Source organism: Bradyrhizobium sp. T-12, from assembly GCF_058314695.1.
The window spans coordinates 2,148,307-2,172,338 of sequence record NZ_CM177756.1 but is presented as its reverse complement, the minus strand read 5'-3'; the positions used below and the strand labels follow the sequence as shown (position 1 = coordinate 2,172,338).

22 protein-coding genes and 1 pseudogene are annotated in these 24,032 nt (G+C 64.4%); 8 read left to right on the top strand and 15 right to left on the bottom strand.

Going from position 1 to position 24,032, the window contains the following annotated elements; genetic code table 11:
- Window positions 1-5: 5 nt before the first annotated feature.
- The 5 genes from AC0WRY_RS10345 to AC0WRY_RS10325 all read right to left on the bottom strand — a co-directional run bounded on the left by AC0WRY_RS10345 (window position 6) and on the right by AC0WRY_RS10325 (window position 4,100).
- Window positions 6-170 carry a cbb3-type cytochrome oxidase subunit 3 gene (locus tag AC0WRY_RS10345; protein ID WP_194406882.1) on the bottom strand — a complete coding sequence of 55 codons (165 nt, stop codon included), beginning with the start codon at window positions 168-170 and terminating at the stop codon, window positions 6-8.
- Window positions 171-183: 13 nt separating this feature from the next.
- Window positions 184-918, bottom strand: a complete 735-nt coding sequence (gene ccoO, locus AC0WRY_RS10340; RefSeq protein ID WP_194406881.1) for a cytochrome-c oxidase, cbb3-type subunit II — start codon at window positions 916-918, stop codon at window positions 184-186.
- Window positions 919-930: 12 nt separating this feature from the next.
- A complete protein-coding gene (ccoN, locus tag AC0WRY_RS10335; RefSeq protein WP_194406880.1) occupies window positions 931-2,580 on the bottom strand; it encodes a cytochrome-c oxidase, cbb3-type subunit I in 1,650 nt (549 codons plus the stop codon).
- A 226-nt stretch (window positions 2,581-2,806) separates the two neighbouring features.
- A complete protein-coding gene (locus tag AC0WRY_RS10330; protein ID WP_194406879.1) occupies window positions 2,807-3,232 on the bottom strand; it encodes a CBS domain-containing protein in 426 nt (141 codons plus the stop codon).
- 34 nt (window positions 3,233-3,266) lie between these two features.
- A complete protein-coding gene (locus tag AC0WRY_RS10325) occupies window positions 3,267-4,100 on the bottom strand; it encodes a universal stress protein (protein ID WP_491123050.1) in 834 nt (277 codons plus the stop codon).
- Between the two features lie 198 nt (window positions 4,101-4,298).
- Here AC0WRY_RS10325 and fixL point away from each other — a divergent pair, with 198 nt between their 5' ends.
- From fixL to AC0WRY_RS10305, 4 genes are all read left to right on the top strand, one after another.
- Window positions 4,299-5,816 (top strand): sensor protein FixL, encoded by a 1,518-nt coding sequence (gene fixL / locus AC0WRY_RS10320; RefSeq protein ID WP_194406877.1) that lies wholly within the window; start codon window positions 4,299-4,301, stop codon window positions 5,814-5,816.
- A 2-nt stretch (window positions 5,817-5,818) separates the two neighbouring features.
- Window positions 5,819-6,436 carry a response regulator FixJ gene (gene fixJ, locus AC0WRY_RS10315; RefSeq protein ID WP_194406876.1) on the top strand — a complete coding sequence of 206 codons (618 nt, stop codon included), beginning with the start codon at window positions 5,819-5,821 and terminating at the stop codon, window positions 6,434-6,436.
- 43 nt (window positions 6,437-6,479) lie between these two features.
- On the top strand, window positions 6,480-6,896 hold the full coding sequence (locus AC0WRY_RS10310; protein WP_194406875.1) for a response regulator: 417 nt from the start codon (window positions 6,480-6,482) through the stop codon (window positions 6,894-6,896).
- A 103-nt stretch (window positions 6,897-6,999) separates the two neighbouring features.
- Window positions 7,000-7,698 (top strand): helix-turn-helix domain-containing protein, encoded by a 699-nt coding sequence (locus AC0WRY_RS10305; protein ID WP_194406874.1) that lies wholly within the window; start codon window positions 7,000-7,002, stop codon window positions 7,696-7,698.
- Window positions 7,699-7,770: 72 nt separating this feature from the next.
- Here AC0WRY_RS10305 and AC0WRY_RS10300 read toward each other — a convergent pair whose 3' ends face one another.
- From AC0WRY_RS10300 to AC0WRY_RS10285, 4 genes are read right to left on the bottom strand one after another with little or no spacing between them, the layout of a single operon-like run.
- Window positions 7,771-9,057, bottom strand: coding sequence for an MFS transporter (locus AC0WRY_RS10300; protein ID WP_194406873.1), 1,287 nt, complete (start codon window positions 9,055-9,057; stop codon window positions 7,771-7,773).
- Window positions 9,058-9,080: 23 nt separating this feature from the next.
- Window positions 9,081-9,593 carry a PRC-barrel domain-containing protein gene (locus AC0WRY_RS10295; RefSeq protein WP_194406872.1) on the bottom strand — a complete coding sequence of 171 codons (513 nt, stop codon included), beginning with the start codon at window positions 9,591-9,593 and terminating at the stop codon, window positions 9,081-9,083.
- A 20-nt stretch (window positions 9,594-9,613) separates the two neighbouring features.
- Window positions 9,614-11,818: an amylo-alpha-1,6-glucosidase gene (locus AC0WRY_RS10290; protein WP_194406871.1), complete on the bottom strand. Its 2,205-nt coding sequence runs from the start codon at window positions 11,816-11,818 to the stop codon at window positions 9,614-9,616.
- A 59-nt stretch (window positions 11,819-11,877) separates the two neighbouring features.
- Window positions 11,878-13,641: an ABC transporter ATP-binding protein gene (locus AC0WRY_RS10285; protein ID WP_194406870.1), complete on the bottom strand. Its 1,764-nt coding sequence runs from the start codon at window positions 13,639-13,641 to the stop codon at window positions 11,878-11,880.
- A gap of 273 nt (window positions 13,642-13,914) precedes the next feature.
- Here AC0WRY_RS10285 and AC0WRY_RS10280 point away from each other — a divergent pair, with 273 nt between their 5' ends.
- Window positions 13,915-14,985 (top strand): glycosyltransferase family 4 protein, encoded by a 1,071-nt coding sequence (locus tag AC0WRY_RS10280; protein ID WP_194406869.1) that lies wholly within the window; start codon window positions 13,915-13,917, stop codon window positions 14,983-14,985.
- Between the two features lie 63 nt (window positions 14,986-15,048).
- Here AC0WRY_RS10280 and AC0WRY_RS10275 read toward each other — a convergent pair whose 3' ends face one another.
- The 5 genes and pseudogenes from AC0WRY_RS10275 to AC0WRY_RS10255 form a co-directional block, all read right to left on the bottom strand.
- Window positions 15,049-16,977, bottom strand: coding sequence for an alkyl/aryl-sulfatase (locus AC0WRY_RS10275; protein WP_491123049.1), 1,929 nt, complete (start codon window positions 16,975-16,977; stop codon window positions 15,049-15,051).
- A 142-nt stretch (window positions 16,978-17,119) separates the two neighbouring features.
- On the bottom strand, window positions 17,120-18,361 hold the full coding sequence (locus AC0WRY_RS10270; protein ID WP_371746357.1) for a TRAP transporter large permease: 1,242 nt from the start codon (window positions 18,359-18,361) through the stop codon (window positions 17,120-17,122).
- A gap of 309 nt (window positions 18,362-18,670) precedes the next feature.
- Window positions 18,671-18,898 (bottom strand): annotated as a pseudogene (locus AC0WRY_RS10265) (TRAP transporter small permease); the annotation flags it as partial.
- Window positions 18,899-19,250: 352 nt separating this feature from the next.
- A complete protein-coding gene (locus AC0WRY_RS10260; protein WP_194406866.1) occupies window positions 19,251-20,252 on the bottom strand; it encodes a DctP family TRAP transporter solute-binding subunit in 1,002 nt (333 codons plus the stop codon).
- A gap of 196 nt (window positions 20,253-20,448) precedes the next feature.
- The gene (locus AC0WRY_RS10255; RefSeq protein WP_194406865.1) at window positions 20,449-21,219 is read right to left on the bottom strand and encodes a methyltransferase domain-containing protein; all 771 of its coding nucleotides are present in this window, start codon (window positions 21,217-21,219) and stop codon (window positions 20,449-20,451) included.
- 138 nt (window positions 21,220-21,357) lie between these two features.
- Between AC0WRY_RS10255 and AC0WRY_RS10250 the strand changes: the two genes are divergently transcribed.
- On the top strand, window positions 21,358-22,101 hold the full coding sequence (locus AC0WRY_RS10250) for an SDR family NAD(P)-dependent oxidoreductase (protein ID WP_194406864.1): 744 nt from the start codon (window positions 21,358-21,360) through the stop codon (window positions 22,099-22,101).
- A gap of 75 nt (window positions 22,102-22,176) precedes the next feature.
- Here the strand turns inward: AC0WRY_RS10250 and AC0WRY_RS10245 are convergent, their stop codons facing one another.
- Window positions 22,177-22,488 (bottom strand): hypothetical protein, encoded by a 312-nt coding sequence (locus AC0WRY_RS10245; RefSeq protein WP_194406863.1) that lies wholly within the window; start codon window positions 22,486-22,488, stop codon window positions 22,177-22,179.
- Window positions 22,489-22,586: 98 nt separating this feature from the next.
- Here AC0WRY_RS10245 and AC0WRY_RS10240 point away from each other — a divergent pair, with 98 nt between their 5' ends.
- Together AC0WRY_RS10240 and AC0WRY_RS10235 are read left to right on the top strand one after the other, a co-directional pair.
- Complete coding sequence (locus AC0WRY_RS10240) at window positions 22,587-23,312, top strand: hypothetical protein (RefSeq protein ID WP_194406862.1); 726 nt, start codon at window positions 22,587-22,589, stop codon at window positions 23,310-23,312.
- Window positions 23,313-23,329: 17 nt separating this feature from the next.
- A complete protein-coding gene (locus tag AC0WRY_RS10235) occupies window positions 23,330-24,016 on the top strand; it encodes an ATP-dependent Clp protease proteolytic subunit (RefSeq protein WP_194406861.1) in 687 nt (228 codons plus the stop codon).
- The last annotated feature ends 16 nt before the right edge of the window (window positions 24,017-24,032 follow it).

The following is a 24,032-nucleotide window of genomic DNA, read 5'->3' as shown; positions in this document are numbered from 1 at the left end:
GTCTCTCACTCCTCCCGCAACGGCAGGTGTGCTGCTTCATCGAAAGCAGCCTTGTTACGGGGCCAAAATGCGTAGGCGATGATCGCGAGAAAGATCGCGACGAACACCGGCGTCCAGATCGTCGTCACGAGCTCGGACGCTAGATTGTGGACTGACAGGATAGCTTTCATCGTACGTGCCTTCTCAGCGTAGATTGGCTTTCTCGTTGTAGATCTTGAAGTCGACCAGCGTGCCGAGCATCTGCAGGTACGCGATCAGCGCGTCCATCTCGGTCGGCGTGCCGGTCTTGCCGTCGAAATTGCGCACGACGGCCTTGGCGTAGCGCTTGTTGAAGGCGTCGGCGCCGGCGTTCTCCGGATCGGCCTGGGCCTTCATATCGGCGGCGGCATTGGCGATCTGCTCGTCGCTATAGGGCACGCCGACGACCCTCAGCGTGCGCATGTCTCCGGCGATCGCATCCGGGTCGACCTCGGTCTTGCTGAGGAACGGGTAGCCGGGCATCACCGACTGCGGCACGATCGCGCGCGGGTTGGTCAGATGGGTGACGTGCCAGTCGTCGGAGTATTTGGCGCCGACGCGGGCAAGATCCGGGCCGGTGCGCTTGGAGCCCCACTGGAACGGGTGGTCGTACATGCTCTCGGCGGCGAGCGAGAAGTGGCCGTAGCGCTCGACCTCGTCGCGCAGGGGGCGGACCATCTGCGAATGGCAGAGATAGCAGCCCTCGCGGACGTAGACGTTGCGCCCCGCCAGCTCCAGCGGCGTGTAAGGCCTGACCCCGTCGACCTTCTCGATCGTGCTCTTGAGGTAGAACAACGGGGTGATCTCGACGAGACCGCCGATCGCGATCACCAGCAGGATGCCGACGATCAGGACGATCGAGTTCTTTTCGAAGACTTGGTGGCGTGTCCAGAACGACATTGCTTTAGCTCCTCATTCCGCCGGCTGAAGAGCGACGGGCATCTGAACTTCCTGTTCGCCGACGCGCACGGTCATCCAGAGATTGTAGGCCATGATCAGCGCGCCGATCAGGAACAGCCCACCGCCGGCGGCGCGGATGATGTAGAAGGGATGCATCGCCTCGACGGTCTCGATGAAGGAATATTCGAGGAAGCCGAGCGAGGTGTAGGCACGCCACATCAGGCCCTGGAGGATGCCGGACACCCACATCGCCGAGATGTAGAGGACGATGCCGAGGGTCGCGACCCAGAAGTGCCAGTTGACGAGCTTCAGGCTGTAGAGGCCCTTGCGATTCCACGCCCACGGCACCAGGCAGTACAGCGCGCCGAAGGAGACGAAGCCGACCCAGCCGAGCGCGCCGGAGTGCACGTGGCCGATGGTCCAGTCGGTGTAGTGGCTGAGCGAGTTGACCACCTTGATCGACATCATCGGGCCTTCGAAGGTCGACATGCCGTAGAAGGCGACGGAGACCACCAGCATGCGCAGCACGGGGTCGGTGCGCAGCTTGTCCCAGGCACCCGACAGCGTCATCAGGCCGTTGATCATGCCGCCCCAGGAGGGCATCCACAGCATGATCGAGAAGGTCATGCCCAGCGTCTGCGTCCAGTCCGGCAGCGCCGTGTAGTGCAGATGGTGGGGCCCTGCCCAGATGTAGAGGAAGATCAGCGCCCAGAAGTGGATGATCGACAGCCGGTAGGAATAGATCGGCCGCTCCGCACGCTTGGGGATGAAGTAGTACATGATGGCGAGGAAGCCGGCGGTCAGGAAGAAGCCGACCGCGTTGTGGCCGTACCACCACTGGAACATGGCGTCCTGGATGCCGCCCCAGGCGACGTAGGACTTCGAGCCGAACACCGAGACGGGAAGTGCCGGATTGTTGCCGAGATGCAGGACCGCGATCGTCACGATGAAGGCGAGATAGAACCAGTTCGCGACGAAGATGTGCGGCTCCTTGCGCTTGATGATGGTGGCAAGGAAGACGAGCAGATAGGCGACCCAGACGATGGTCAGCCACAGATCGGCGTACCATTCCGGCTCGGCATATTCCTTCGACTGGGTGACGCCGAGCAGATAGCCGGTGCCGGCGATCAGAATGAAGAAATTGTAGCCCACCACGACGAACCACGGCGCGAGATCGCCGGCGAGCCGCGCGCGGCAGGACTTCTGCACCACGTAGAAGGAGGTCGCGATCAGCACGTTGCCGCCGAACGCGAAGATCACGGCCGAGGTGTGCAGCGGCCGCAGGCGGCCGAAGCTGGTCCAGGGCAGATCGAAGTTCAGCGCGGGCCAGGCCAGCTGCGAGGCGATGATGAGGCCGACCAGGAAGCCGGCAATGCCCCAGAACATCGCCATGAAGGAGGAGAACTTGATCGGACCCATATTGTAGTTGGGGCGACCGTTGATCTCCTCCGGCGGCAGCGCCGCCGGGCGATCGAGGTAGCGGTTGACGATGACGAACACCGCGGCCAGGCTCGCCGCCGCGCTGAGCGCGGCATGGAAGGCGAAGGGCGCATCGAGCGCCTTGGCTGCGGCGATCACGCAGAGGAAGGCGGTGACTGCGAACACGACAGCCAGGCCGCTTTCACCGATGGTCATGGATTTGGACATGGAGGGCTGGCTCATGCGGATTCTCTCTGAAAGAACACAGCGCCAGAAACCACATCCGCTCTCACCGGGAATTGATTTCAATCAAGAGCAGCACTTAAGTTCTTCGGATCCGTCGACGATCTTGCCCGTTCCCTCGAAGATCGCGGCGCACGAGGACGCCGGCCCGGCGTGACACACGCGAACGGAAGCCGCCTCCGTAGATTCCCGGAGGCGACGATGAATCTCGATCAGGGATGGTCCGTCAGTCCTGCGCTGTCGCCTTGAGTGCTGCGATGACGTCCTCGCGGGCGATGATTCCGACCAGCTTCTGCGCGCTGTCGAGCACGATGATGCTCCGGATGCGGTGTTCGACCATGATCTGGAGCACGCGCGTCAGGCGCGTGTCGGGACTGACATAGATGAATTCGGGCGTCATGACGTCGCCGACCTTGCGGCTCATCAGGTCGTGATAGCGCGGCAGCATCTGGCTCGGCGTGAAGGCGAAGCACTTCAGGATGTCGAATTTGGTGACGATTCCCACCACCTGTCCGTCGTCCACGACCGGATAGGAGTTGAAATCGTCGGTCTCGAACATCTCGCTGAGCTCGAGCAGATCACGGTCGCGCTGCACCGCCTTGACGTTGCGCGTCATGTAGCCGTCGACGGTCTGTTCAAGAAATTTGTACACGGCGCGTCCTCCTCGATTCGATTCCGGCCGGCCGTCAGTGCGACAGCAGCACGATGCGGGCGGTCTGCGTGACCAGATACTGGGTGACGCCTCCCAGGATCAGTTCGCGAAACCTCGAATGACCATAAGCGCCCGCAACGATCAGGCCGGCATCGACGTCGCCTGCGACTTGCTCCAGTTGCGCGGCGGCGGTCTCGTTCCGCGCGCCCTCGCAGATGCGCGCCGTCGCGGTGACGCCGTGGCGGGCGAGCCAGGCGGCCACGTCGGTGACGCCGGCCGTCACGACCGAACGGTCGTCGTCGCGCTCCGGAATTGTGGCGATGGTGACGTCCCTCGCCTTGCGCAGCATCGGCAGCGCATCGGCCACCGCCCGCCGCGCCTCCGGCGTGTCCTTCCACGCCACCAGCACGCTGCGCAGATCGAGCCAGTTGGCCCGATCGGGGACGACGAGAAGCGGGCGACCGGCCTGCATCACCAGATCCTTGGGACTTGCGAGCGCGAACGCGTCGGAGAAGGCCGGGCTCTGCCCGCCGCTGACGACGATGTCGGCGCAGCGCGCCTGCGCCAGGGCGAATCGCGCCGGAAAGTCCACGGCGCTGCGCCACTCCGCATGTCCGCCACGATTCCTGGTCGCCGCACGGAATTGCGCCTCGAGGCCGGCCAGCCGACCCTTGACCGAAGCTTCGCCGTCGTCGATCAGCGCTTGCGCCTCGGCGCCGTCGGTGAAATAGAGCGGCGGTGCAAACTGCGCCGCGGCAACCCCGACGATGGCAGCCTCGAATCGTTCGGCAAGCTCACCGGCGACCTGAAGACGCGCTTCGTTGGGCTGATCGAGCGCCAGGCTGACCATCACCGTCGCGTATGTCATCGGAATTCTCCAGTGCAAAGACTTTGGTGAAACTTACGCCTGCCTCCGCACATGGAGATGAGATAGATCAAGGAGGCCGCCGACGCCCGGCTTGCCGTCAACGGGCGGGCAACAGAACTTGCCTCCGGCCCGGCCTTGGGCGACATTAGGCGAGCGGTAACCCCGTCCGGGGCCGCCGCATCAGGACAGGAGCATCATGTGTCGCCGACCCGCGTAACGCACTCGCAGGACGACGGTCGGGGCGAACGCTTTCGCGTTCGGATCGAGGGCTTTGGCGTCGGCACCTGGGATCTCGACCTCGCGACACGGGAATTGGACTGGTCCGACACCGCCAGGGCCTTGCTCGGCATCGAGCGGGATCGACCGGCGACCTACGACCTCTTCCTGTCGCGGCTTCAACCCACGGACAGAGAGCGGGTCGAGAGCGCAATCAAGCGGGTTTCCGAGCGTGGCGGCAGCTTCGACGTGTCCTTCAGGGTCACGAACGCCTCCGGCAGCGGGCAGTGGATCCGCGCCCGGGCCGGGGTTATCAGGGACGACGCAGGGACCGCCCGGCATCTCACCGGCATCTTTCTCGACATCGACGAGGAAAAGCAGGTCGAGGAGGCGCTCCGCACGCGCGAGACCCACCTCCGCTCCATTCTCCATACCATTCCTGACGCCATGATCGTGATCGACGGCCATGGCATCATGCAGCTCTTCAGCACGGCCGCGGAGCGCCTGTTCGGCTGGTCCGAGCACGAGGCGATCGGCCAGAATGTCAACATCCTGATGCCGGAGCCCGATCGCACCCGGCACGACAGCTACATCGCCCGTTACCGCACCACGAGCGATCCGCACATCATCGGCATCGGCCGCATCGTGACCGGCAAGCGCCGCGACGGTACGACTTTTCCGATGCACCTGTCGATCGGCGAGATGGAATCCGGCGGCGAGCCCTATTTCACGGGCTTCGTCCGCGACCTCACCGAGCATCAGCAGACCCAGGCCCGGCTCCAGGAATTGCAATCCGAGCTCGTCCACGTCTCCCGGCTGACCGCGATGGGCGAAATGGCCTCTGCGCTCGCCCACGAGCTCAACCAGCCGCTGGCGGCGATCAGCAATTACATGAAGGGGTCGCGGCGCCTTCTCGCCGGTAGCAGCGATCCCAACACGCCGAAGGTCGAAAACGCGCTGGATCGCGCGGCGGAGCAGGCCCTGCGCGCCGGCCAGATCATCCGGCGCCTGCGCGACTTCGTGTCCCGCGGCGAGTCGGAGAAGCGGGTCGAGAGCCTGTCCAAGCTGATCGAGGAGGCCGGCGCGCTCGGGCTCGCCGGCGCGCGCGAGCAGAACGTCCAGCTCCGCTTCAGCCTCGATCCCGACGCCGATCTCGTGCTCGCCGACCGGGTGCAGATCCAGCAGGTGCTGGTCAATTTGTTCCGCAACGCGCTGGAGGCGATGGCGCAGTCGCCGCGCCGCGAGCTCGTCGTCGCCAACACCCGCGTTGCCGACGACATGATCGAGGTGGAAGTCTCCGATACCGGCTCCGGCTTCCGGGACGACGTCATTCCAAATCTATTCCAGACCTTCTTCACCACCAAAGACACCGGCATGGGCGTGGGGCTCTCCATCAGCCGCTCGATCATCGAAGCTCACGGCGGCCGCATGTGGGCCGAGAGCAACGCAGCGGGCGGAGCGACATTCCGCTTCACCTTGCCGGCAACCGACGAAAGCTGATCATGACGACCAAGGGACACGTCTACGTCATCGACGACGACGCAGCGATGCGCGATTCGCTGAATTTCCTGCTGGATTCCGCGGGTTTCGGCGTCACGCTGTTCGATGACGCACTCGCCTTTCTCGATGCCCTGCCCGGTCTCGGCTTCGGCTGCGTTGTCTCCGACGTGCGCATGCCCGGCCTCGACGGGATCGAGCTGCTCAAGCGGATGAAGGCGCAGCAAAGCGCATTCCCGATCCTGATCATGACCGGTCATGGCGACGTGCCGCTCGCAGTCGAGGCGATGAAGCTCGGGGCGGTCGACTTCCTGGAAAAGCCGTTCGATGACGACCGCCTCACCGCCATGATCGAATCGGCGATCCGCCAGGCCGAGCCTGCCGCCAAGAACGAAGCCGTCGCGCAGGACATCGCCGCCCGCGTCGCGTCCTTGAGCCCCAGGGAACGCCAGGTCATGGAAGGTCTGATTGCGGGCCTTTCCAACAAGCTGATCGCCCGCGAATACGACATCAGCCCGCGCACCATCGAGGTCTACCGGGCCAATGTCATGACCAAGATGCAGGCCAACAGTCTCTCGGAACTGGTCCGGCTGGCGATGCGCGCGGGCATGCTCAACGATTGAGGCATGTCAAGGCGCCTTCCCGGCGCGGTGGTAACCAGACAACATGATCGAGGTCAGCTCACATCGTGTGCGGCCGTCGTCCCCCGCACAACTCACCGTCTTTGTGGTCGACGATGACGCCGCCGTCCTGGGATCCCTGCGGTTCCTGTTGGAGACCGACGGCTTTGCCGTGCGAACCTTCAGGAGCGGCACGGCGCTGCTCAACATCGGCGGAGCGGCTGGACCGGACTGTTACGTCATCGACTACAAGATGCCGGACATCAACGGCATCGAGTTGGCCAGCCGCTTGCGCAAATCCGACCGCCAGGTGCCCGTGATCCTGATCACCGGCTATCCCGACGAGAACATCTCGGCCCGGGCTGCGATGGCGGGCATCAAAGACGTGGTTTTGAAGCCGCTTCTCGACGAAAACCTGGTCAAGTGCATCCGCCACGCCATCCAGGACCATCCCCGCGCCTGACCTACGGGATTCTACGTAAGGCGACACCCTTAAGATATCGATCGAAATTTTCGAAGCGCCGGATACCGCGTACCAAAGCGCCATCACAACGGAGATGGCGAAGATGCTGACCCAGACGATCAACACCCCGGCGATCAACACCCAGATTATCGGCAAGGCTGCTCCCGCCCATCCCGTCACCGACCAGTTCGGCGCCATCACCGGCCATGTCGGTCTGGTCGCGACCGAATTCTCCTACCGCAAGGACGAGGAGATCTATGGCGAGGACGAGCCGGCCGAATATGTCTACCAGGTCGTCTCCGGCGCAGTGAGCAGCTACAAGCTGCTTTCCGACGGCCGCCGCCAGATCGGCGCCTTCCATCTTCCCGGCGACGTGTTCGGCCTCGAATCCGGTCCTGCCCACCGCCTTGCTGCCGAAGCCATCATCGACACCACCGTGCGCCTCGTGAAGCGCGCCAGCCTCGAGAAGGCTGCAGGCACCGACGTCCAGGTTGCCCGCAAGCTCTGGGCGATGACGGCTGGCGAGCTGCGCCATGCCGAGGACCACATGCTGCTGCTGGGCCGCAAGACCGCGATGGAGCGCGTTGCCACCTTCCTGCTCGAAATGGACCGCCGCCTCGCCGTTGCCGGCATGATGGCGCTGCCGATGTGCCGCCGCGACATCGGCGATTATCTCGGCCTCACCCTCGAAACCGTGTCGCGCGCGCTGTCACAGCTTCACACCCAGGGCATCCTGGGCTTCTCCGGCGCCCGCCAGATCGTGCTGCGCAACCGTCAGCGCCTGCAACATCTCGACGCCTGATCCTAGCTTTCCTCCTCCCTACAACTTGGCCGGCCGAACTCGTTTCGGCCGGCCATTTTCTTGAGGCGGCGATCATGCCGTGCGTCGCGTCTCCGGCATCACGAAGAGAATCAGCAACAGCCCCGTCGCGGCAACGCCGGACAACCCGATGAAGGCGGTCGCGTTGCCGAACTTGTCGCTGACATAGCCGCCGAGCACCGTGCTTAGCGACGCGCCGATGCCGGTCGCGGTGCCGACGATGCCCTGGGCCAGGTTGAAATGGCCGCTGCCGAAGGCGACGTCCGCCACGATCAGCGGAATCATCACCGCGAACACCGCCGCGGTGATGCCGTCGAACACCTGCACGGCGACCAGCAGATATGGATCGCGCACGGTCGCAAACAGCAGGCCGCGAATCATCAGCGCGCCGAAGCCGATCAGAAGCAGAGGCCGCCGGCCCCATGCCTGTGCCTTGCGGCCGACGGTTGGCGACAGCAGCGCCACGATCGCCTGCGGGACGACGATGCAAAAGGCGACAAGCACCGTCGCCCATTGCGCGGACCGCGCCGTCACGGCGCTTGCCATCAGCGGCATCATCGAGGCGTTGGCGAGTTGCAACAGCAGCACGCTGAGGGCGAAGATGATGAGCGGACGCTGCCGGATCAGGTGCCAGATGTTGGTGTCGCCGCGCACGGCTGCGTCAGCCGGCATCTCGCCATGACAGCGCCTGATGTCGACCTCGTTCTCGCGGATGCGCGAAAGCGCGATCAGGGTCGGAATCGCGAGCAGGAAGGTCACCAGGAAAACCGAGCGGCTCGACAACAGATAGCCCGCGGTGCCCATCACGGCCGCCGCCACGCCGTTGCCGAGCGAGGCAAAGCGCGCATTGCGGCCGAGCCGCTCGCCGATCGCGAAGGGGCCGACGAGACCGAGGCTGATCGCCGCGATCGCCGGCCCCAGCACGCAACTCGCCGCCGCGTGCAAGGTGGCCGCGGCCACCACGACGGGGAAGATCGGCATCGCGGCATAGGCCAGCGCGCAAGCGCCGATGGTCGCGATCGCAAGGGCGGCAACCAGTCGCTCCGATTTCGCGGCATCGATGATCGCCCCGCCCGGCATCTGCCCGATCAACGCGACGATGCCGCCGATCGATAGCACGAGACCGATCTCGACCTGGGTCCATTTCTGGGTGGTCAGATAGACCGCGATGAACGGACCGAATCCCGTCTGCACATCAGCGAGGAAGAAGATGAACCAGTCGAGGCCACGCAGGCTCTGGCGCGACGGCGCCGGGATGCCAGCGACCGATGGCGCGGCGACGTCGTCCTGTTCAACGCGGCCCTCGCGATCTGCATGGTTCGGCTTCCTCGACAACAGCACAGGCGGTCAGCCCTCCCCGCACCTCACTGGATTGCTTGCAGCGGTTGAAGGCTGCCGGACGCACCGAGCACGACGATCGGCGTGTCTTCCTTGTATTCCGGCGCGGCCGCGACCTGCGCCTTGGTCAATTCCAGCGTGATGCTGTCCTTCTTGTTGGCGATCTTGCCGAAGCGCAGCGCGTTCCAGTCCACCACGATCTTGCGGCTGCCGACGCCGAGAAACCCGCCGAAATCGATGGCCGCGGCGCGGACATGGCCGGTGCGATCGACGATGACGTCGACGATGCGGCCCATGTCCTCGCCGGCCGCACTGCGCACGTCGCGGCCGAGCACGCCATGGGCCTCGCTCGCGCCGATGATGGTCACCGACGGCGGCGGGGCGGCATCCTTCGGCGTGACCGGCACGGTCGAGGCCGGCGGCTGGGCCGCCGGCGCATTGGCCTCACTCGGACTTGTGGGCGGCTCGTCTGCAGCGTGCGAGGTCGCGCCCGCCAGGCTCGCAACGATGGCTATGCCCAATATTCCGATCGCACGCATGACGCCCTCCATGCGCGCCGCTAGCGCGCCAGCACGATCGAGACCTGGATCTGGCCGCGGGTGCGCAACACCTCCAGCGCCACGTCGTCGCCATGGCGGCTGACGCGAAGATCGACGCTGGACTCGCCCAGACGCAGATCGCGCAGGATCACCTCGTTGAGGAACGCCGGCAGATGCGGGTTGCGCAGGCGAATCTCGCCGCGCACCACGTCGAACTCGATGCCGAGCGCCGCTTCCAGCAGCGTGAACGGCGTCGCGCTGGCCCAGGCCTGCGGCGCGCAGGCGACCGGATAGAGCGTCGGCCCTCGCCGCTTCTCGCGCCGGAAGCCGCAGAACAATTCGGGCAAACGGCGCAGGTCCATGTAGGTCGCCGCGTCGAACAGCCCCTTGAAGACGTGCGCCACCGAGTGCTTGAGGCCGTAGCGTGCGAGCCCGAGCGCGATCAGCGCGTTGTCGTGCGGCCAGATCGACCCGTCATGGTAGGACATCGGGTTGTAGCGCGCTTCGCCCCGCGCGACGGTGCGGATGCCCCAACCCGAGAAGAAATGCGGCCGCATCAGATCGGCGGCGACGAGGCGGGCGCGGTCCTCGCGGATCATGCCGCTGAACAGCACCTGACCGGCGTTCGAGGTCCGCACCTTGCAGGGCCGCTTCTTGCCGTCGAGGGCGAGCGCATAAGTGCCGAGCTCCTCGCACCAGAATGCCTTCTCGAAGCGTTCGGCCAGCGCTCTGGCGTCGGCCTCGAGCTTGCGCGCACGGTCCGGCTTGCCGAGCCGCAAGGCGCAACGCGCGGCGAGCTGCTTGGCGGCGTAGACGTAGCCCTGGACTTCGGCGAGCGCGATATTGCCTTCCGCGAGCTGGCCGTCGGCATGGAAGATGGCATCATACGAATCCTTCCAGCCCTGGTTGGCCAGTCCTTTCTCGGTGGCGCGCTGGTATTCGACGAAGCCGTCCTTGTCAGGATCGCCGGGACCGTCGATCCAGGCCAGCCCCGCCTCGATCGCCGGCCATAGCTCGATCAAGGTCTTCTCGTCGCCGGTCCGTTCGAAATAGCTCCCGGCCAGCAGGACGAACAGCGCGGTCGAATCGACGCTGCCGTAATATTGCGCGAACGGCACCTCTCGCAGCGCCGCCATCTCTCCGCCGCGCATCTCGTGCAGGATCTTGCCGGGCGCGGCATCGGCAAGCGGATCGACCACCTTGGCCTGGAAATGCGCGAGCCGGCGCAGGACGCCCTTGGCGACGCGCGGATCGACCCACAGCATCTGCAGCGCGGTGATCAGGCCGTCGCGGCCGAACGTCGTGGAGTACCAGGGAATGCCGGCATAGGGATAACGCCCCTGCGGCGTCTCCGTCATCAGCATGTTGAGGTCGGCCATGGCCTGGCACAGCACCTCGTTGAAGATGTTGTTGGAGGTTTCGATGCTGGCGGCGCCCATCGTGGACTGGCGCATCTCGCGGCGGTGGGCGAGCAAGCCCCTGAAAAAGCGCGCGGGCTTCTCCGCGACCGGCCGGTTGCAGGATACGGCTACGAACAGCGATTTCGATTCGTGAGGGTCCAGTTCGAGCTGCCAGGTCGCCGCGTTCACCGACAGCCGCGTTGGACGCGGGTCGAAATGCAGCCCCGTGGTGCGCTCGGCGTCATCCAGACCGCGATATTCGAACAGCACGTCGGTCGGCCCGAGCAGTCTGCTCGTGCCGGTCCCGCGGCGCGGCCTGCGCTCGCCGCGGACCTCGAACAGATCGGCGAAATCGTTGTCGAACAGCAGCGTCAGTTCGAAGCTGGCCCGCCCGTCACCGTGGTTCTGCACGCCGATGCGCTGATAGGCCGTGCCGCGCCAGAGGAAGATCGTGCGCACGATGTGCAGCAGATCCTTCTGAAACGCCAGGCGGCCCTGACGGTAGATGTCCGGATTGGTCAGATCGACGGTCAGCGCCGAATTGTCGTCGCGCAGGTTCGAGCCGAGCAGCAGCGGCTGGAGATCGTCGAGCACCAGTTCCAGCCGCGCCAGGTAGCGCGTGTCGTAGTGAAACAGGCCGTCCGGTCCGCCGGCCGACGCGCCGATGTCGCCATGGCTGTCGAGCACGATGAACATGTCGTCGTGCTTGAGGGACCGCCGCGGCCGGGCCGACGGCCCGGTCATCGGAATATAGAAGGGCTGCTCCGCGACCTGTTCCGGGGTTCGCGTCACGGAGACGAGTTGGGTTACGGCTTCAGCCGACATGAACTGCTCCCCTGCGCTTGTTTTGAAACGCGACCGACTCGAGAACGCGACTGTTGGCTTTACGCGGCGGCTTGCGCGAGCCGGCTCATTTCCTGCGTGACCAGTTCACGATAGGGTCCGTGACCCTGCATGAGGCGCTCGGGCGATCCGTCTTCGATGATCTTACCATTTCTCAGCACGACCACGCGATCGAAATTGCGCAGCGTCGCCAGCCGGTGCGCGATCGCGATCACGGTGCGGCCGCGCATCAGGCGCGACAGCGCCTCACGGATGGCCTCCTCGGATTCGCTGTCGAGCGCCGCGGTGGCCTCGTCCAGCAGCAGGATCGGCGCGTCCTTCAGGAAGGCGCGCGCGATCGCGATGCGCTGGCGCTGGCCGCCGGACATCTTGACGCCGCGGTCGCCGACCATGGTGTCGAGGCCTTCGGGCAGGCTGTCGATGAAATCGCAGCGCGCCGCGATCGCCGCCCGCAGCACCTCGTCGTCGGTGGCGTTCGGCCGGCCGTAGCGGATGTTCTCGCGGATCGAGCGATGGAACAGCGAGATGTCCTGCGGCACGACGGAGATCGCCTCGCGCAGGCTCTGCTGCGTGACCTTGGAGATGTCCTGGCCGTCGATGGTGATGCTGCCCTCGTCGGTATCGTAGAAGCGCTGCAGCAGCGTGAACAGCGTCGACTTGCCGCCGCCGGACTGGCCGACCAGGCCCACCCGCTGGCCGGGCTGAAGCCGCAGGCTGAAGCGCTCGAAAATCTTGTCGCCGCCGGGATAGCCGAAAGTGACGTTGTTGTATGCAATCGCGGCGCCGCTCTTGACGAGAGGTTCCGCCTCGGGGTGGTCGCGCAATTCGTGAGGCACCAGCAGCGTAGCGATCGCCTCGGTCAGCCGCGCGACGTGCTGGGTGACATCGACCAGCGCAACCGCGAGATCGCGCGTCGCGCTCAGGATGGAGATACCGAGCGTACAAACCAACACGACGTCACCGGTGGTCGCCTCGCTCTTCTGCCAGAGCGTGATGGCCCAGGCCATCAATGCGATCGTCAGAACCACAGTCACTGCGGCATGCAGCAGCCGTAGCTTCTCGAGGTATCGCAGGCTACGGCTCCGCGCCGTCAGTTCGCGGTTCACGGTCGCGTCGAACCGCTCATGCTCATGGCCGATGCCGCAGAAGGCGCGGACCAGCGGCATGTTGCTGATGACGTCGATCATCTCGCCGTCGACCGCGGCGGCCTTGTCGGCGAAGTCGTCATGCAGCGGTTTGCCGGCGGCGGCGAGGCGGAACATCGCGAGGACCATGCCGCCGGCGATCACGCTCAGGCCGAGCGCCATGTAAGGACTGACGGTTCCAATCAAGGCGATTGCCGCAACTGTGGCAATGCACGGCGGCAGCACGTTCCAGACGAACATGTTCTCGACCGTGAACACCGCGTTCGACGTCGCCGTGATGCGGCTCGTCAGCATGCCGGGCATGCGATCGGAGAAGTAGCTCGGCGCGTGCCCGGTCAGATGACGAAATATGTCACGGCGTAAATCACCCGTGACCCGAACGAAGGTGAAGCTCGCCGTCCAACTCGCAATCCGCCACAGGAAATTGTCGGCGGCGATCAGCGACATGAGTAAAATGAATGCCAGCCATACGCCACCGTCCTGCGACGGGCCAGCAGACAAGGCGTCGACCAGGGATTTGACCCCGTATTGCGTGCCTACGGAGCAGGCAACCGCTGCAACGACCGCGGTCAGGATCACCAGATGCGACGCCATTCGCATCCGAAGATAGCGCAAGACAAAGGCAAATGGTCTGCGCGCGTATCCAGAAAGATGATCCATGTGGCTATCGCCCCGTTATGCTTGGTTTTCGTTTGTTACTGATCGACTGAACATCGACCTCTTCGCCTCGGTTCCCGGGCCGGGCGATCACGACATGCGGATGCAGACGATCTGAGAAGATGTCGTGGCAGCATCGAGACGCTCCGCGGACGTGTCGAATAAGTAACGTTCGCAGGGAGGAACTTCGCAACTGCGGGAACGTTCCCCTGTCTGGCATGCCGGTGCCGTACTGGCGGGGGTTTCAACTTTCATGATCGCAGAGGAGATGGTGAGATGCGCATCGCGCAGGTAGCTCCGTTGACGGAGGCTGTTCCACCCAAGCTGTATGGCGGCACCGAGCGGGTGGTGCATTGGTTGACGGAGGAGTTGGTAGCGCTTGGGCACGACGTGACGCTGTTCGCCAGCGGCGATTCCCAGACCTCAGCCAAGCTGGATGCGCTGTGGCCGAAGGCCCTTCGTCTCGACGGTTCCGTGCGCGATCCCAATGCGTTGCACATGGTGCTGCTGGAGCGCGTGCGGCAGAAATGTGACGACGAGGAGTTCGACTTCCTCCACTTCCATCTCGACTATTATCCCTGGTCGTTGTTCCACCGGCAGCCGACGCCGTTCCTGACCACGCTGCACGGCCGGCTCGATCTGCCGGAGCATCAGCCGGTCTTCAACACCTTCTCCAAGATGCCCGTCATCTCGATCTCCAACGCACAGCGGCGGCCGGTGCCGCAGGCGAATTGGGTGACGACGATTCATCATGGCCTTCCGGAGAACCTGCTGACACCCAAGCCGGCGAAGCAGGAATATCTCGCCGTGCTCGGCCGCATCGCGCCCGAGAAGGGCGTCGACCGCGCCATCAAGATCGCGACCCATTGCGGCATTCCGCTGAAGATTGCGGCCAAGGTCGATCGCGCCGACCAGGATTACTATGACGAGCTGATCCGGCCGATGATCGAGAACAACCCGCTGGTGGAGTTCATCGGCGAGATCAGCGATCACGAGAAGTCGGATTTCCTGAGCGGCGCACTCGGGCTTCTGCTGCCGATCGACTGGCCGGAGCCGTTTGGTCTCGTGATGATCGAAGCCATGGCCTGCGGAACGCCGGTCATCGCCTTCAACCGCGGCTCGGTGCCTGAAATCATCGACGACGGGCTGACCGGCTTCATCGTCGAGGACGTGCTCAGCGCCGCCGGTGTCGTCGGCCGCCTCGGGCAACTCGACCGCGCCGCGATCCGCAAGCAGTTCGAGACGCGCTTCACCGCGCGGCGCATGGCGCTCGACTATCTCGCGGCCTACCGTAGCCTCGCCGAAAAACAGGCGCCGCGGATCAAGCTGGTGAGCAGCGCGGAGTAGCGCTGAGGCACTTGCTACTCTCGTGTCCCGGGCGCACTGCGTTGCGTCCGGGGCACGAGCCCTCTACACCACCACCGTCCGCTTCGGCTCGACGATCTCGAACATCCTTGGAAACTCGTCCATCAGCCCCATCAGCTCGGCAAGCTTCATCGGATTGCCCGCGAGCTGGACCTTGCCGGCGGCGACGGCTTCCGGAAAGCTCGTCAGCTTGGCGATCACCTCGTCGAGCGTTGCGCGAGCCAGCGTGAAGCTGGCATCGGCCCCCTCAGCCTGCACGCCCTCGGTGTAGGTCAGCGCGCAATTCTCCAGATTCAGCACGAAGCTTTCGCCGGTATCGGAAAAGCGCCAGTTCAAGACGATGTGCTTGCCCTCCGCCTTGGGGCCGTTGAGGCGGATACCCAGGACGTCCCAGAGCTGCGAGGTGCGCAGCGCGGCCAGCGTCTCGCGTGGCATCGGCGGACGCGCCGGCACCTTCGGCATGCCCTGGCGCAATTCCTGCGCGCCGAACAGATAGGCGTTGCGCCAGGTCGCGCTTTCGGCAGCGTAGCCGAGCTGCTCCAGCGTGTCGGCAAGCAGATCGCGCGCCGCCGTGTTATCCGGTTCGGCAAAGACGAGATGGCCGAGCACCTGGGCGACGAAGCGAAACTCGCCTTTGTCGAAATCGGTACGCGCCCGCGCCAGGACCGCGTCCGCCCCGCCCATATAGTCGACATACTTCCTGCCTGACTCGACCGGCGGCAGCGGATCGAGATTGACCGGATTGGCGTCGTACCAGCCGAGATATTTCTGGTAGATCGCCTTCACATTGTGGCGGATGTGGCCGTAATAGCCGCGCCCGTGCCAGGCTCCCTCCAGGCTCTTCGGCAAGCGGATGGTCTCGGCGATCTCGGCGGCGTTGAGGCCGTGGTTCATCAGGCGGATGGTCTGGTCATGCGCGAATTTGTAGAGGTCGCGCTGCTGCCGGATCATCGTGCCGATGCGCTCGCGCCCCCATACCGGCCAATGATGCTGGCCGCACATCGCCTCCGCCTTGCCGTCCCACAATTGCAGGGCCTCACCCAGATATTTCGACCAGGCCAGCGCATCGCGCACGTCGGCGCCGCGGAACGGCAGCAGATTGTGAAAATTGTGCGTGCAGTTCTCGGCGAGGTTCAGAACCTTGTAGCGCGGGATGAAGAAATGCATCTCCGCCGGCGCCTCGCTGTTCGGCGCCATCTGGAATTCGAACGCGACGCCATCAATCACACGCGTATCGCCGGTCGCCATGATCAGGTCGGTCGGCCGCAGCAGCGCGACCGATCCTGCCGCCATCGACTTGCCGAGCCCGCAATCGACCTGTCCCCGCGCGCCCTTGGCGAGCAGCGAGCCGAACTGATACTGCGCCCGGCGCAGCATCGCCGGCCCCGCAATGATGTTCTCGGAAACGGCATGCTCCATGAACAGATTCGGCGCGATGATCGGCACGCGGTCACTCGCCAGCGCATCCTCCTCCAGCACGCCGCGCGCGCCGCCCCAATGGTCGGTGTGCGTGTGCGTGAAGATGACGGCCGCAACGGGCTTTAGGCCCCGATGCCTGAAATAGAGATCGAGCGCGGCACGGGCGCCCTCGATCGAGGTCAGGGTGTCCACGACGATGATACCGCTGTCGCCCTCGATCAGCGTCATGTTGGCGATGTCGAGCCCGCGCACCTGATAGACGCCGGGCACGACCTCGAACAGGCCGTGCTGCATGTTGAGACGCGACTGCCGCCACAGGCTCGGATTGACCGTGGGCGGCGCCTGTTCAGAGGACAGGAAGCCGTAAGGCTGGAGACTCCAGACCGTCCGCCCTTGCGGGTTCGTGATCGCTGCGTTCTCGACCGTGCCGAGGAAGCCGCGCGCGGCATCGTCGAAATCCCGCGTGTCGGAAAACGGCAGCGCGTTCAGCAGCGCGTTCTGCTGCGCGATGACGGAAGGCGTCGCGTCCTTGGGCTCGCTGCTGCGTTCTGTCATGCTGGCATCCTCCCGGCTTGTCGCGCGGCATCTAACCGCATCTGGCGGATGATTGCCATTGCCGGCGGAAGCATGCGTAGCCCGGATGAAGCGACGCACAGGCCCCCCTCCCACAAGGAGAAAGGGGGCACCGTGTGCGCAGTTACATCCCCAGCAGCCGCGGCAGCCACAGCGACAGGCCGGGCCAATACGTCACCACCACGAGGAATCCCAGCATCGTCAGCAGCCACGGCCACACCGCGACCGTGAGTTCGGTAATTCCCATCTTGGCGATGCCCGAGGCGACGTAGAGATTGAGGCCGACAGGCGGATGGCACAGGCCGACCTCCATGTTGACCGTCATCAGGATCCCGAAATGAATGGGATCGATGCCGAGCTTGATCGCGACCGGGAACAGGATCGGCGCCATGATCAGGATGATCGAGGACGGCTCCATCACGTTACCTGCCACCAGCAGCAGCAGGTTGACGAGCAGCAGGAAGCCGATCCACCCCAGGCCCTGGTCGATCATCCATTGCGCGAGCGCCTGCGGCACATTCTCGTAGGTCATCAAGAACGAGAACAGCACGGCGTTGGTGATGATGTAGAGCAGCATCGCCGACAAATTCGCCGATGACAGCAGCACCCGCGGCACGTCGCGCAGCTTCAAATCCTTGTAGATGAACACCGCGACGATGAAGGCATAGACCGCGCTGACGGCGGCGGCTTCGGTCGGCGTGAACAGGCCGCTGTAGATGCCGCCGATCACGATCACGATCAGCAGGATGCCCCAGATCGACTTGCGGAAGGCGTCGAGACGCTCGACGAAGGTGGCTTTCCGCATCCTCGGATAGTCGTTGCGCCAGGCCCGATAGAACGTCGTGGCGCCAAGCAGCGAAGCGAGCACAAACCCCGGCACGATGCCGGCGATGAACAGCTTGCCCACCGAGCTGTTGGTGGAGACGGCGTAGAGCACCATCGGGATCGACGGCGGAATGAGGATTCCGAGCGAGCCCGACGTCGTGATCACGCCCGCGCCGAACCGCTTCGGGAAGCCTTGCGCGACCATCGCCGGCAGGATCACCGAGCCGATCGCCACCACGGTCGCCGGCGAGGAGCCGGAGATCGCCGCGAACAGTGCGCAGGCCACCACGCCCGACAAAGCGAGACCGCCGTACCAATGGCCGACCAGCGAGGTGGCGAAGGTGATCATCCGCCGCGCCACGCCGCCATGGGTCAGGAAGTTGCCGGCGAGGATGAAGAACGGGATCGCCATGATCTCGAAATTCTCGATGCCCGTGAACAGCTTCAGTGCCACCGATTCCGTTCGCACATCGGTCAGCGTGAACATGAAGCTGAGCACGGTGAGACCCAGCGCGATCGAGATCGGCATGCCCGTGAGCATCAGGGAGAGCAGCAGCGCGAACACGATGGCGACGCGCAGGCCCTGCGGCAAGGTGATGAGATGGCCCGCATGCGCGAAGCAGATCGCGACGATCAGCACCGGCAGCAGCATCAGGATCCAGCCGAGCGGGCTGCGCTCGTCCCGGACCACTTGGGTGGGCGTGACCGGCGCCGGATGCACCGGGTCCACCTCGACGCCTTCGACGCCCGCCATGTCGTGATGCGGCAGCTCGCCGGTGTGGTAGAACGACCAGGCGACCTGCAGGAAGCGGAAGCACATCAGGCCGGAGCCGAGCGGGATGGTGAGATACACCATCCACATCGGCGCCTCCAGATCGTTGGACTGCTGTCCGGTCTGCCACATCTGGCCGACGAACGCGGCGCCGAAATAGGCGACGATGGCGGTGAAGAGCGCGCCGCACAACAGCCCGAAGGTGATGACGCGGCGGCGCGATCCGCCCGGAAGGATGTTGACGAGCACGTCGACGCCGACATGGATGCCGGTCCGCACGCCGTAAGCGGCGCCGAACTTCGCCATCCAGATGAACATGTAGATGCAGAGCTCCTGCGCCCAGGACAGATCGAGCGCGGCCAGCCACACGAACGCCGCGCGCGCCGGGACGGACAGGAAAGCCAGGTTGCGGGCTTCCGCCCATTTGGCGATGTCGATCGACAGCCCGGCGCCGTAACGATGCAGCACGGCGACGAAGATCAGCGACGTCGCAGCCGCGATCATCGTCGCGATCAGCCATTCCTCGAGATGATCGAGAAAACGATTCAGCACACGCAGCAACTTGATCCCCCCAGCATCGGCTCATCGTTCAAGAGCGAAACGGCCGGGAGTGCGATCACCCCCGACCGTTGGTGTTGTTCTTATTGGGCCGCGGCCGTCAGTTCATCTTGACGTCGAGTTCCTTGGCAACGAGATCGAGCACCTCCTGCCCGACCCTGCCCTTGGCCCATTTATAGGTCGGCTGCATCGCCTCCTGCCAGGCCTTGCGATCGGCGTCGGTGAGATAGTGCAGATTGGTCTTGCCCGTCTTTTTGATCTCGGCCAGCGCGTCCTCGTTCTCCTGGCGCGCGATCGAGTTGGTGTAGTCGGACGCTTCCGCCATTGCCTTGTCGAGCTGGGTGCGGATATCGGGCGGCAGGCCCGACCAGAACTTCGAATTGACGATGACGGCGTATTGCAGATGGGCGTGATAGGACACGGTGATGTCCTTCTGCACCTCGTAGAACTTCTGCGTCAGATAGTTGGACGCGGTGTTCTCGCAGCCGTCGACCACCCCGGTCTGCAGGGCCTGGTAGACTTCCGAGAACGCCATGATCTGCGGGATCGAGCCCATGATACGAAGATATTGGTCGGCGATCTTCGATCCGGAGATGCGGAATTTAAGACCCTGGAAATCCGTCGGCTTCAGCAAGGGACGATTGGAGGAGAGCATGTGGAAGCCGTTGTCCCAATAGGCAAGCCCGGTGATGCCCTTGGCCTCGAGCTTCTGGAACAGCCACTTGCCGAGCGTGCCCTTCATCGCGTTGGAATAGGTCTGGTCGTCCTTGAACAGCCACGGCAGGTCGAGTGCTTCGAACTCCTTGACGCCCAGCGGCGCGAATTTCGCGGTGGAGGGCGCGAGCATCTGCACCGAGCCGAGCTGCAGCGCCTCGATCTCCTCCTTGTCCTTGTAGAGCGTGGAGTTCGGATAGACTTCGACCTTGACCTTGCCGTCGGTGTATTTCTCGGCGAGCTCCTTGAATTTCAGCGCGCCCTTCCCCTTCGGGGTGTCGTTGGCGACGACGTGACTGAACTTGATGACGATCGGATTTTGGGCCTGCGCAACGGCAGGGGCCAGAACCAACGCGGCCGCAGCGACCGCGAGAAGCAGTTTGCGCATGAAGACCTCCCCAACAACCTCGAAGACCGGGTTCTTTTTGTTTTACAGGTCAGTAGTGGCAGCAATCCGCCAGCCGAACAACTAGACCTAAGCCCAATTTGCCGCAGCCAAGCTAGCTTGACGGGTGCGGTCGGCGCAACCCGGCACGCGCGCCCGGCCTTCCGAACGAGCGCTTATGTCGCATTGCGGCAATGCATCAGCCCTTGCGCTGGGCCACCATGAAGAGACGGCGGAACGGGAACAGGGTCTGCCCAGCCGCATTCTTCGGATAGGCCTTTGCAACGCGCATCCCATAGGCGGCCTCGAACGCGATCTTCTCATCGTCCGCCAGCACGTCGAGATAGCGCGTCAACCAGGTCCCCTTGGTCCATTCCTTGACGGGATTCTCGCCTTCGAGCACTTGCAGATATTCGGTCTCCCAGATGTCGATGTTATCGGACATCGGCGCCAGAAGATCGTGATAGAAGGCCGGCCCCTCGACCGGCGGCGGGGTGACGAGATGCTCGACCTTGGACCGCCACGGACCATCAAGCGCCGTCTCGCCGATCAGCACGTGCGAGGGCGCCAGGAAGTTGCGCGGCATCTGCACCGCAAGCATGCCGCCAGGCTTCACCTTCTCCATCACCGACGGAAACAATGCCGCGTGATTGGGCAGCCAGTGCAGTGCGGCATTGGAATAGATCAAGTCGTATTGCCTGGCGGGACGCCAATGGCCGAGGTCCTCATGCGACCATTCCACGTCGGGTGCGGCCTTGCGGCCCGCGGCGACCATTTCGGCCGAGCCCTCGACCCCCGTCACCGCCGCGGCCGGCCAGCGCTCCTTGATGAGCTTTGTGACATTGCCGGCGCCCGCGCCGAGATCGGCAATCTCGCGCGGGCCGAAATCCGGAATCCGCATCAGGAGGTCGACCGCGGGCCGGAGCCGGTGGCCGGAGAATTTCAGATATTGCTGCGGATCCCAGACCATCGCTCAGGTGCCTTTTCTTTTTCGTGTTTCCTTCAACGTCGCTCTTGGTTACCACTGCTCGTCCCGCGGAGGCAATTCAAGGCCCGCGGGACGGGCAGGAAACGGACGGCGCAAAAACCAACAAGAGAGCGTGTGACCATGGACCTCGGGCTCAAATCGAAAACCGCTGTTGTCACCGGCGCGAGCATCGGCATCGGCCGTGCCATCGCCAAGGGCCTCGCCGCCGAAGGCGTGCGCGTCGTCGGTGTGGCGCGGCGCACCGATCTGCTCGCCGAGCTGGTGCAGGAGGTCGGCGGCGGGCTGATCACGCCGTTCGAGCAGGACGTCATGGCCAAGGACGCGGCGGAGAAGATCGCGGCCTTCGCGTTGAAGGAGCTCGGCCATGTCGACATCCTCATCAACAATGCCGGTGGCAGCCGGCCGCTGCCGGTCGACGCACCCGACAGCAAATGGGACGAGGCGATCGCGCTGAACTTCACCAGCTACCGCCGCATCGCGCATGCGCTGCTGCCGCAGATGATCGAACGCAAATGGGGCCGCATCGTCAACATCACCGGCAAGTCCGAGCCGGAGGGCCTCAACGCCGCGTTCGCCGCCAAGGCCGCGGTGCACGCCTGGGCCAAGGGCCTGTCCCGCGAGATCGGCGAGCACGGCATCACCATCAACTGCATTCCGCCCGGCCGCATCATGAGCGAGCAGATCCGCCGCAACTATGCGCCGGATTATCGCGAGCGTTTTGCGGAGGAAGAGATCCCGGTCGGCTATTGGGGCGAGCCGGAAGACCTCGCCGCGCTCGCGGTGTTCCTGGCTTCACCCGTGGCGCGGTACATCACGGGCACGGTGATACCGGTGGACGGGGGACTGCGGCGGTATCAGTTCTAGGGCGGGATGCGGAATCGCCACGCCGGCACGGAGATCGTGGGGTGAGTTAGGGCGCGCCGACAGACTGTGCCGTCCTCATTGACGCTGTGCCGGCCTCTTCAACCACCATCGGCGGATCATCAGGCACTGCATGGCGCAAATCGTCACGCCGGTGACAGCGACCATGCCGTAGACGGTCAAGAGCGAAACGAAATTGAACGGATCGCTCTCAAATGTGACGAGCTGCCACCTCCTGAGGTGATCCGTGCCGCGAAACAAGCCGAGCAGCGCGCCTGTCGTGCACCAGCGCCACAGCTCGGAAAGCCCGATCCACGCCATGAACAGGCAGGCTCCCCAACCGGTGATGTAGGCACCGATCGATTTCATGATGGTCAGCCATCCCGCCATGACGCGGTATCTGCCATGATCTCGGCAGGAACGGCCACCGCGAAGTCAAAACAAGGCTACCGGAAGTTGAATGCCGTGAGTCTGGACGACGCCTGTAGATGGCGGAGCGCCGTGAACCCGACGACGGCTTTCGACACGGAGCATCTCGGGTTTCGCAGGTGCTCAGCCGTCCTTCGAGCCGCATCCAGAAAATTCGCGGATCCAAATTAAACGAATCTTTTGCTTTTCATCCTCAGGTAGCAGCCGAACCTGCCCTGTTCGGAGCGAGCGAAATGGCATTCGGCAAGCGTCAGTCCGGAGTTGGTGCCGCAGCTCAAACGTTCGACGTCGGCCTGCCCGCCGCGCCCGCAGCCAGCCAGGCCACTTCCGGGACTCCGGTGGCGACAGGCAGCCCGCTCCGCTGGCTGGTTGCGCTGCTGGCTTGCGGCGCCATGCTCTACGGGCTGATCGCAAGCTACGGCGCGGGCATTCTGCGCGACCATCGCCTTTCCGGCACCTGGCAACCTGCCTATGACCTGCGTGCCACCGAAGGGACGTGCGAGCGAACGAACTTCGTGATCACCTTCTGCAGCACCAAGATCATTTCAGTCGCAAGGCCCGACCAGCCGGCCGTGATCCACAAGTTCATGATGCTCTTCAGCAGCGGCGGCGGAGAAACCCTGGTGCCGGCGCGTTCGACGACCGACCGCGCGGCGATCACGGTTCTCTATGCCGCGGAAACAAAGCTCTGGAACCGGACGGTCTCGTTTGTTTCCGTGGCGGGCCTGGTGGCGTTGTTCACCTTCGGCTCGCTGCTCCTGTTCTGGCGATCGCTCAATTCGTGAACCTGGGCGAGTAGAGCATGTCACGGCTCGTAACCGTCCTCGGTGCCGGCGGCATCTTGCTGCTGTGGGGCATCTGTCAAATGCCGTCTGGTTCCAGGGAGGCAGCGTCACGCCAGACGCTGTCCATCAGCAAAGAGCCGGACCGCATCCTGCTCGGCTGGAGCGGCCCCGTCCAGGAGCCCATGAGCGAGCGGGTGGGCGCCGCCCTTGATCAATTCAAGTCCGATCAACGCCGGCTCGTGCTGGTCCTCAACTCGCCCGGCGGCTCGATCGAGCACGGCCGCAAGGTCGTCGCCGCGATCCGCGCCCGCAACCGTGCGATGGACACGTTCGTGCAGAAGGCCGGCGTCTGTGCCTCCATGTGCGTTCCGATCTTTCTCGCGGGCACAAGGCGCGTGGCCGATCCCGACGCCTACTTCATGTTTCACGAGGCCAGCCTGACCGGCAGCGCCAGGGACATGATGAAGCGACAGGAATTAGGCGAGGCCAACAGGGCCGTGGTCGCGGAGGTCGTGAAGACCGTCGAGACGCAAGCCACCGACGACCTGTTCCACAAGGACATGGGCATTCGCCGCGTCAACACGGCCTGGCTCGCGGGACTGCGCAAGAAGATTCCCGGCCGCGATATCTGGATGAGCGCTCAACAACTCGTCGACGAGGGCTCCGGCGTCGTCGACAGCCTGAGCGTCACACCGTCCCAATAGAGGCGGTGCTGGCTGA

Excerpts from the sequence above, each read along its gene's own strand:
- AC0WRY_RS10255 (WP_194406865.1), bottom strand. The coding sequence starts at position 21,219 with ATGGTCTGGGATCCGCAGCAATATCTGAAATTCTCCGGCCACCGGCTC.
- AC0WRY_RS10245 (WP_194406863.1), bottom strand. The coding sequence starts at position 22,488 with ATGGCGGGATGGCTGACCATCATGAAATCGATCGGTGCCTACATCACC.
- ccoO (WP_194406881.1), bottom strand. The coding sequence starts at position 918 with ATGTCGTTCTGGACACGCCACCAAGTCTTCGAAAAGAACTCGATCGTC.
- AC0WRY_RS10250 (WP_194406864.1), top strand. The coding sequence starts at position 21,358 with ATGGACCTCGGGCTCAAATCGAAAACCGCTGTTGTCACCGGCGCGAGC.
- AC0WRY_RS10270 (WP_371746357.1), bottom strand. The coding sequence starts at position 18,361 with ATGCTCACGGGCATGCCGATCTCGATCGCGCTGGGTCTCACCGTGCTC.
- fixJ (WP_194406876.1), top strand. The coding sequence starts at position 5,819 with ATGACGACCAAGGGACACGTCTACGTCATCGACGACGACGCAGCGATG.
- AC0WRY_RS10285 (WP_194406870.1), bottom strand. The coding sequence starts at position 13,641 with ATGGATCATCTTTCTGGATACGCGCGCAGACCATTTGCCTTTGTCTTG.
- AC0WRY_RS10235 (WP_194406861.1), top strand. The coding sequence starts at position 23,330 with ATGTCACGGCTCGTAACCGTCCTCGGTGCCGGCGGCATCTTGCTGCTG.
- AC0WRY_RS10325 (WP_491123050.1), bottom strand. The coding sequence starts at position 4,100 with ATGACATACGCGACGGTGATGGTCAGCCTGGCGCTCGATCAGCCCAAC.
- AC0WRY_RS10260 (WP_194406866.1), bottom strand. The coding sequence starts at position 20,252 with ATGCGCAAACTGCTTCTCGCGGTCGCTGCGGCCGCGTTGGTTCTGGCC.
- ccoN (WP_194406880.1), bottom strand. The coding sequence starts at position 2,580 with ATGAGCCAGCCCTCCATGTCCAAATCCATGACCATCGGTGAAAGCGGC.
- AC0WRY_RS10280 (WP_194406869.1), top strand. The coding sequence starts at position 13,915 with ATGCGCATCGCGCAGGTAGCTCCGTTGACGGAGGCTGTTCCACCCAAG.
- AC0WRY_RS10240 (WP_194406862.1), top strand. The coding sequence starts at position 22,587 with ATGGCGGAGCGCCGTGAACCCGACGACGGCTTTCGACACGGAGCATCT.
- AC0WRY_RS10345 (WP_194406882.1), bottom strand. The coding sequence starts at position 170 with ATGAAAGCTATCCTGTCAGTCCACAATCTAGCGTCCGAGCTCGTGACG.
- AC0WRY_RS10310 (WP_194406875.1), top strand. The coding sequence starts at position 6,480 with ATGATCGAGGTCAGCTCACATCGTGTGCGGCCGTCGTCCCCCGCACAA.
- AC0WRY_RS10305 (WP_194406874.1), top strand. The coding sequence starts at position 7,000 with ATGCTGACCCAGACGATCAACACCCCGGCGATCAACACCCAGATTATC.
- AC0WRY_RS10295 (WP_194406872.1), bottom strand. The coding sequence starts at position 9,593 with ATGCGTGCGATCGGAATATTGGGCATAGCCATCGTTGCGAGCCTGGCG.
- AC0WRY_RS10275 (WP_491123049.1), bottom strand. The coding sequence starts at position 16,977 with ATGACAGAACGCAGCAGCGAGCCCAAGGACGCGACGCCTTCCGTCATC.
- AC0WRY_RS10290 (WP_194406871.1), bottom strand. The coding sequence starts at position 11,818 with ATGTCGGCTGAAGCCGTAACCCAACTCGTCTCCGTGACGCGAACCCCG.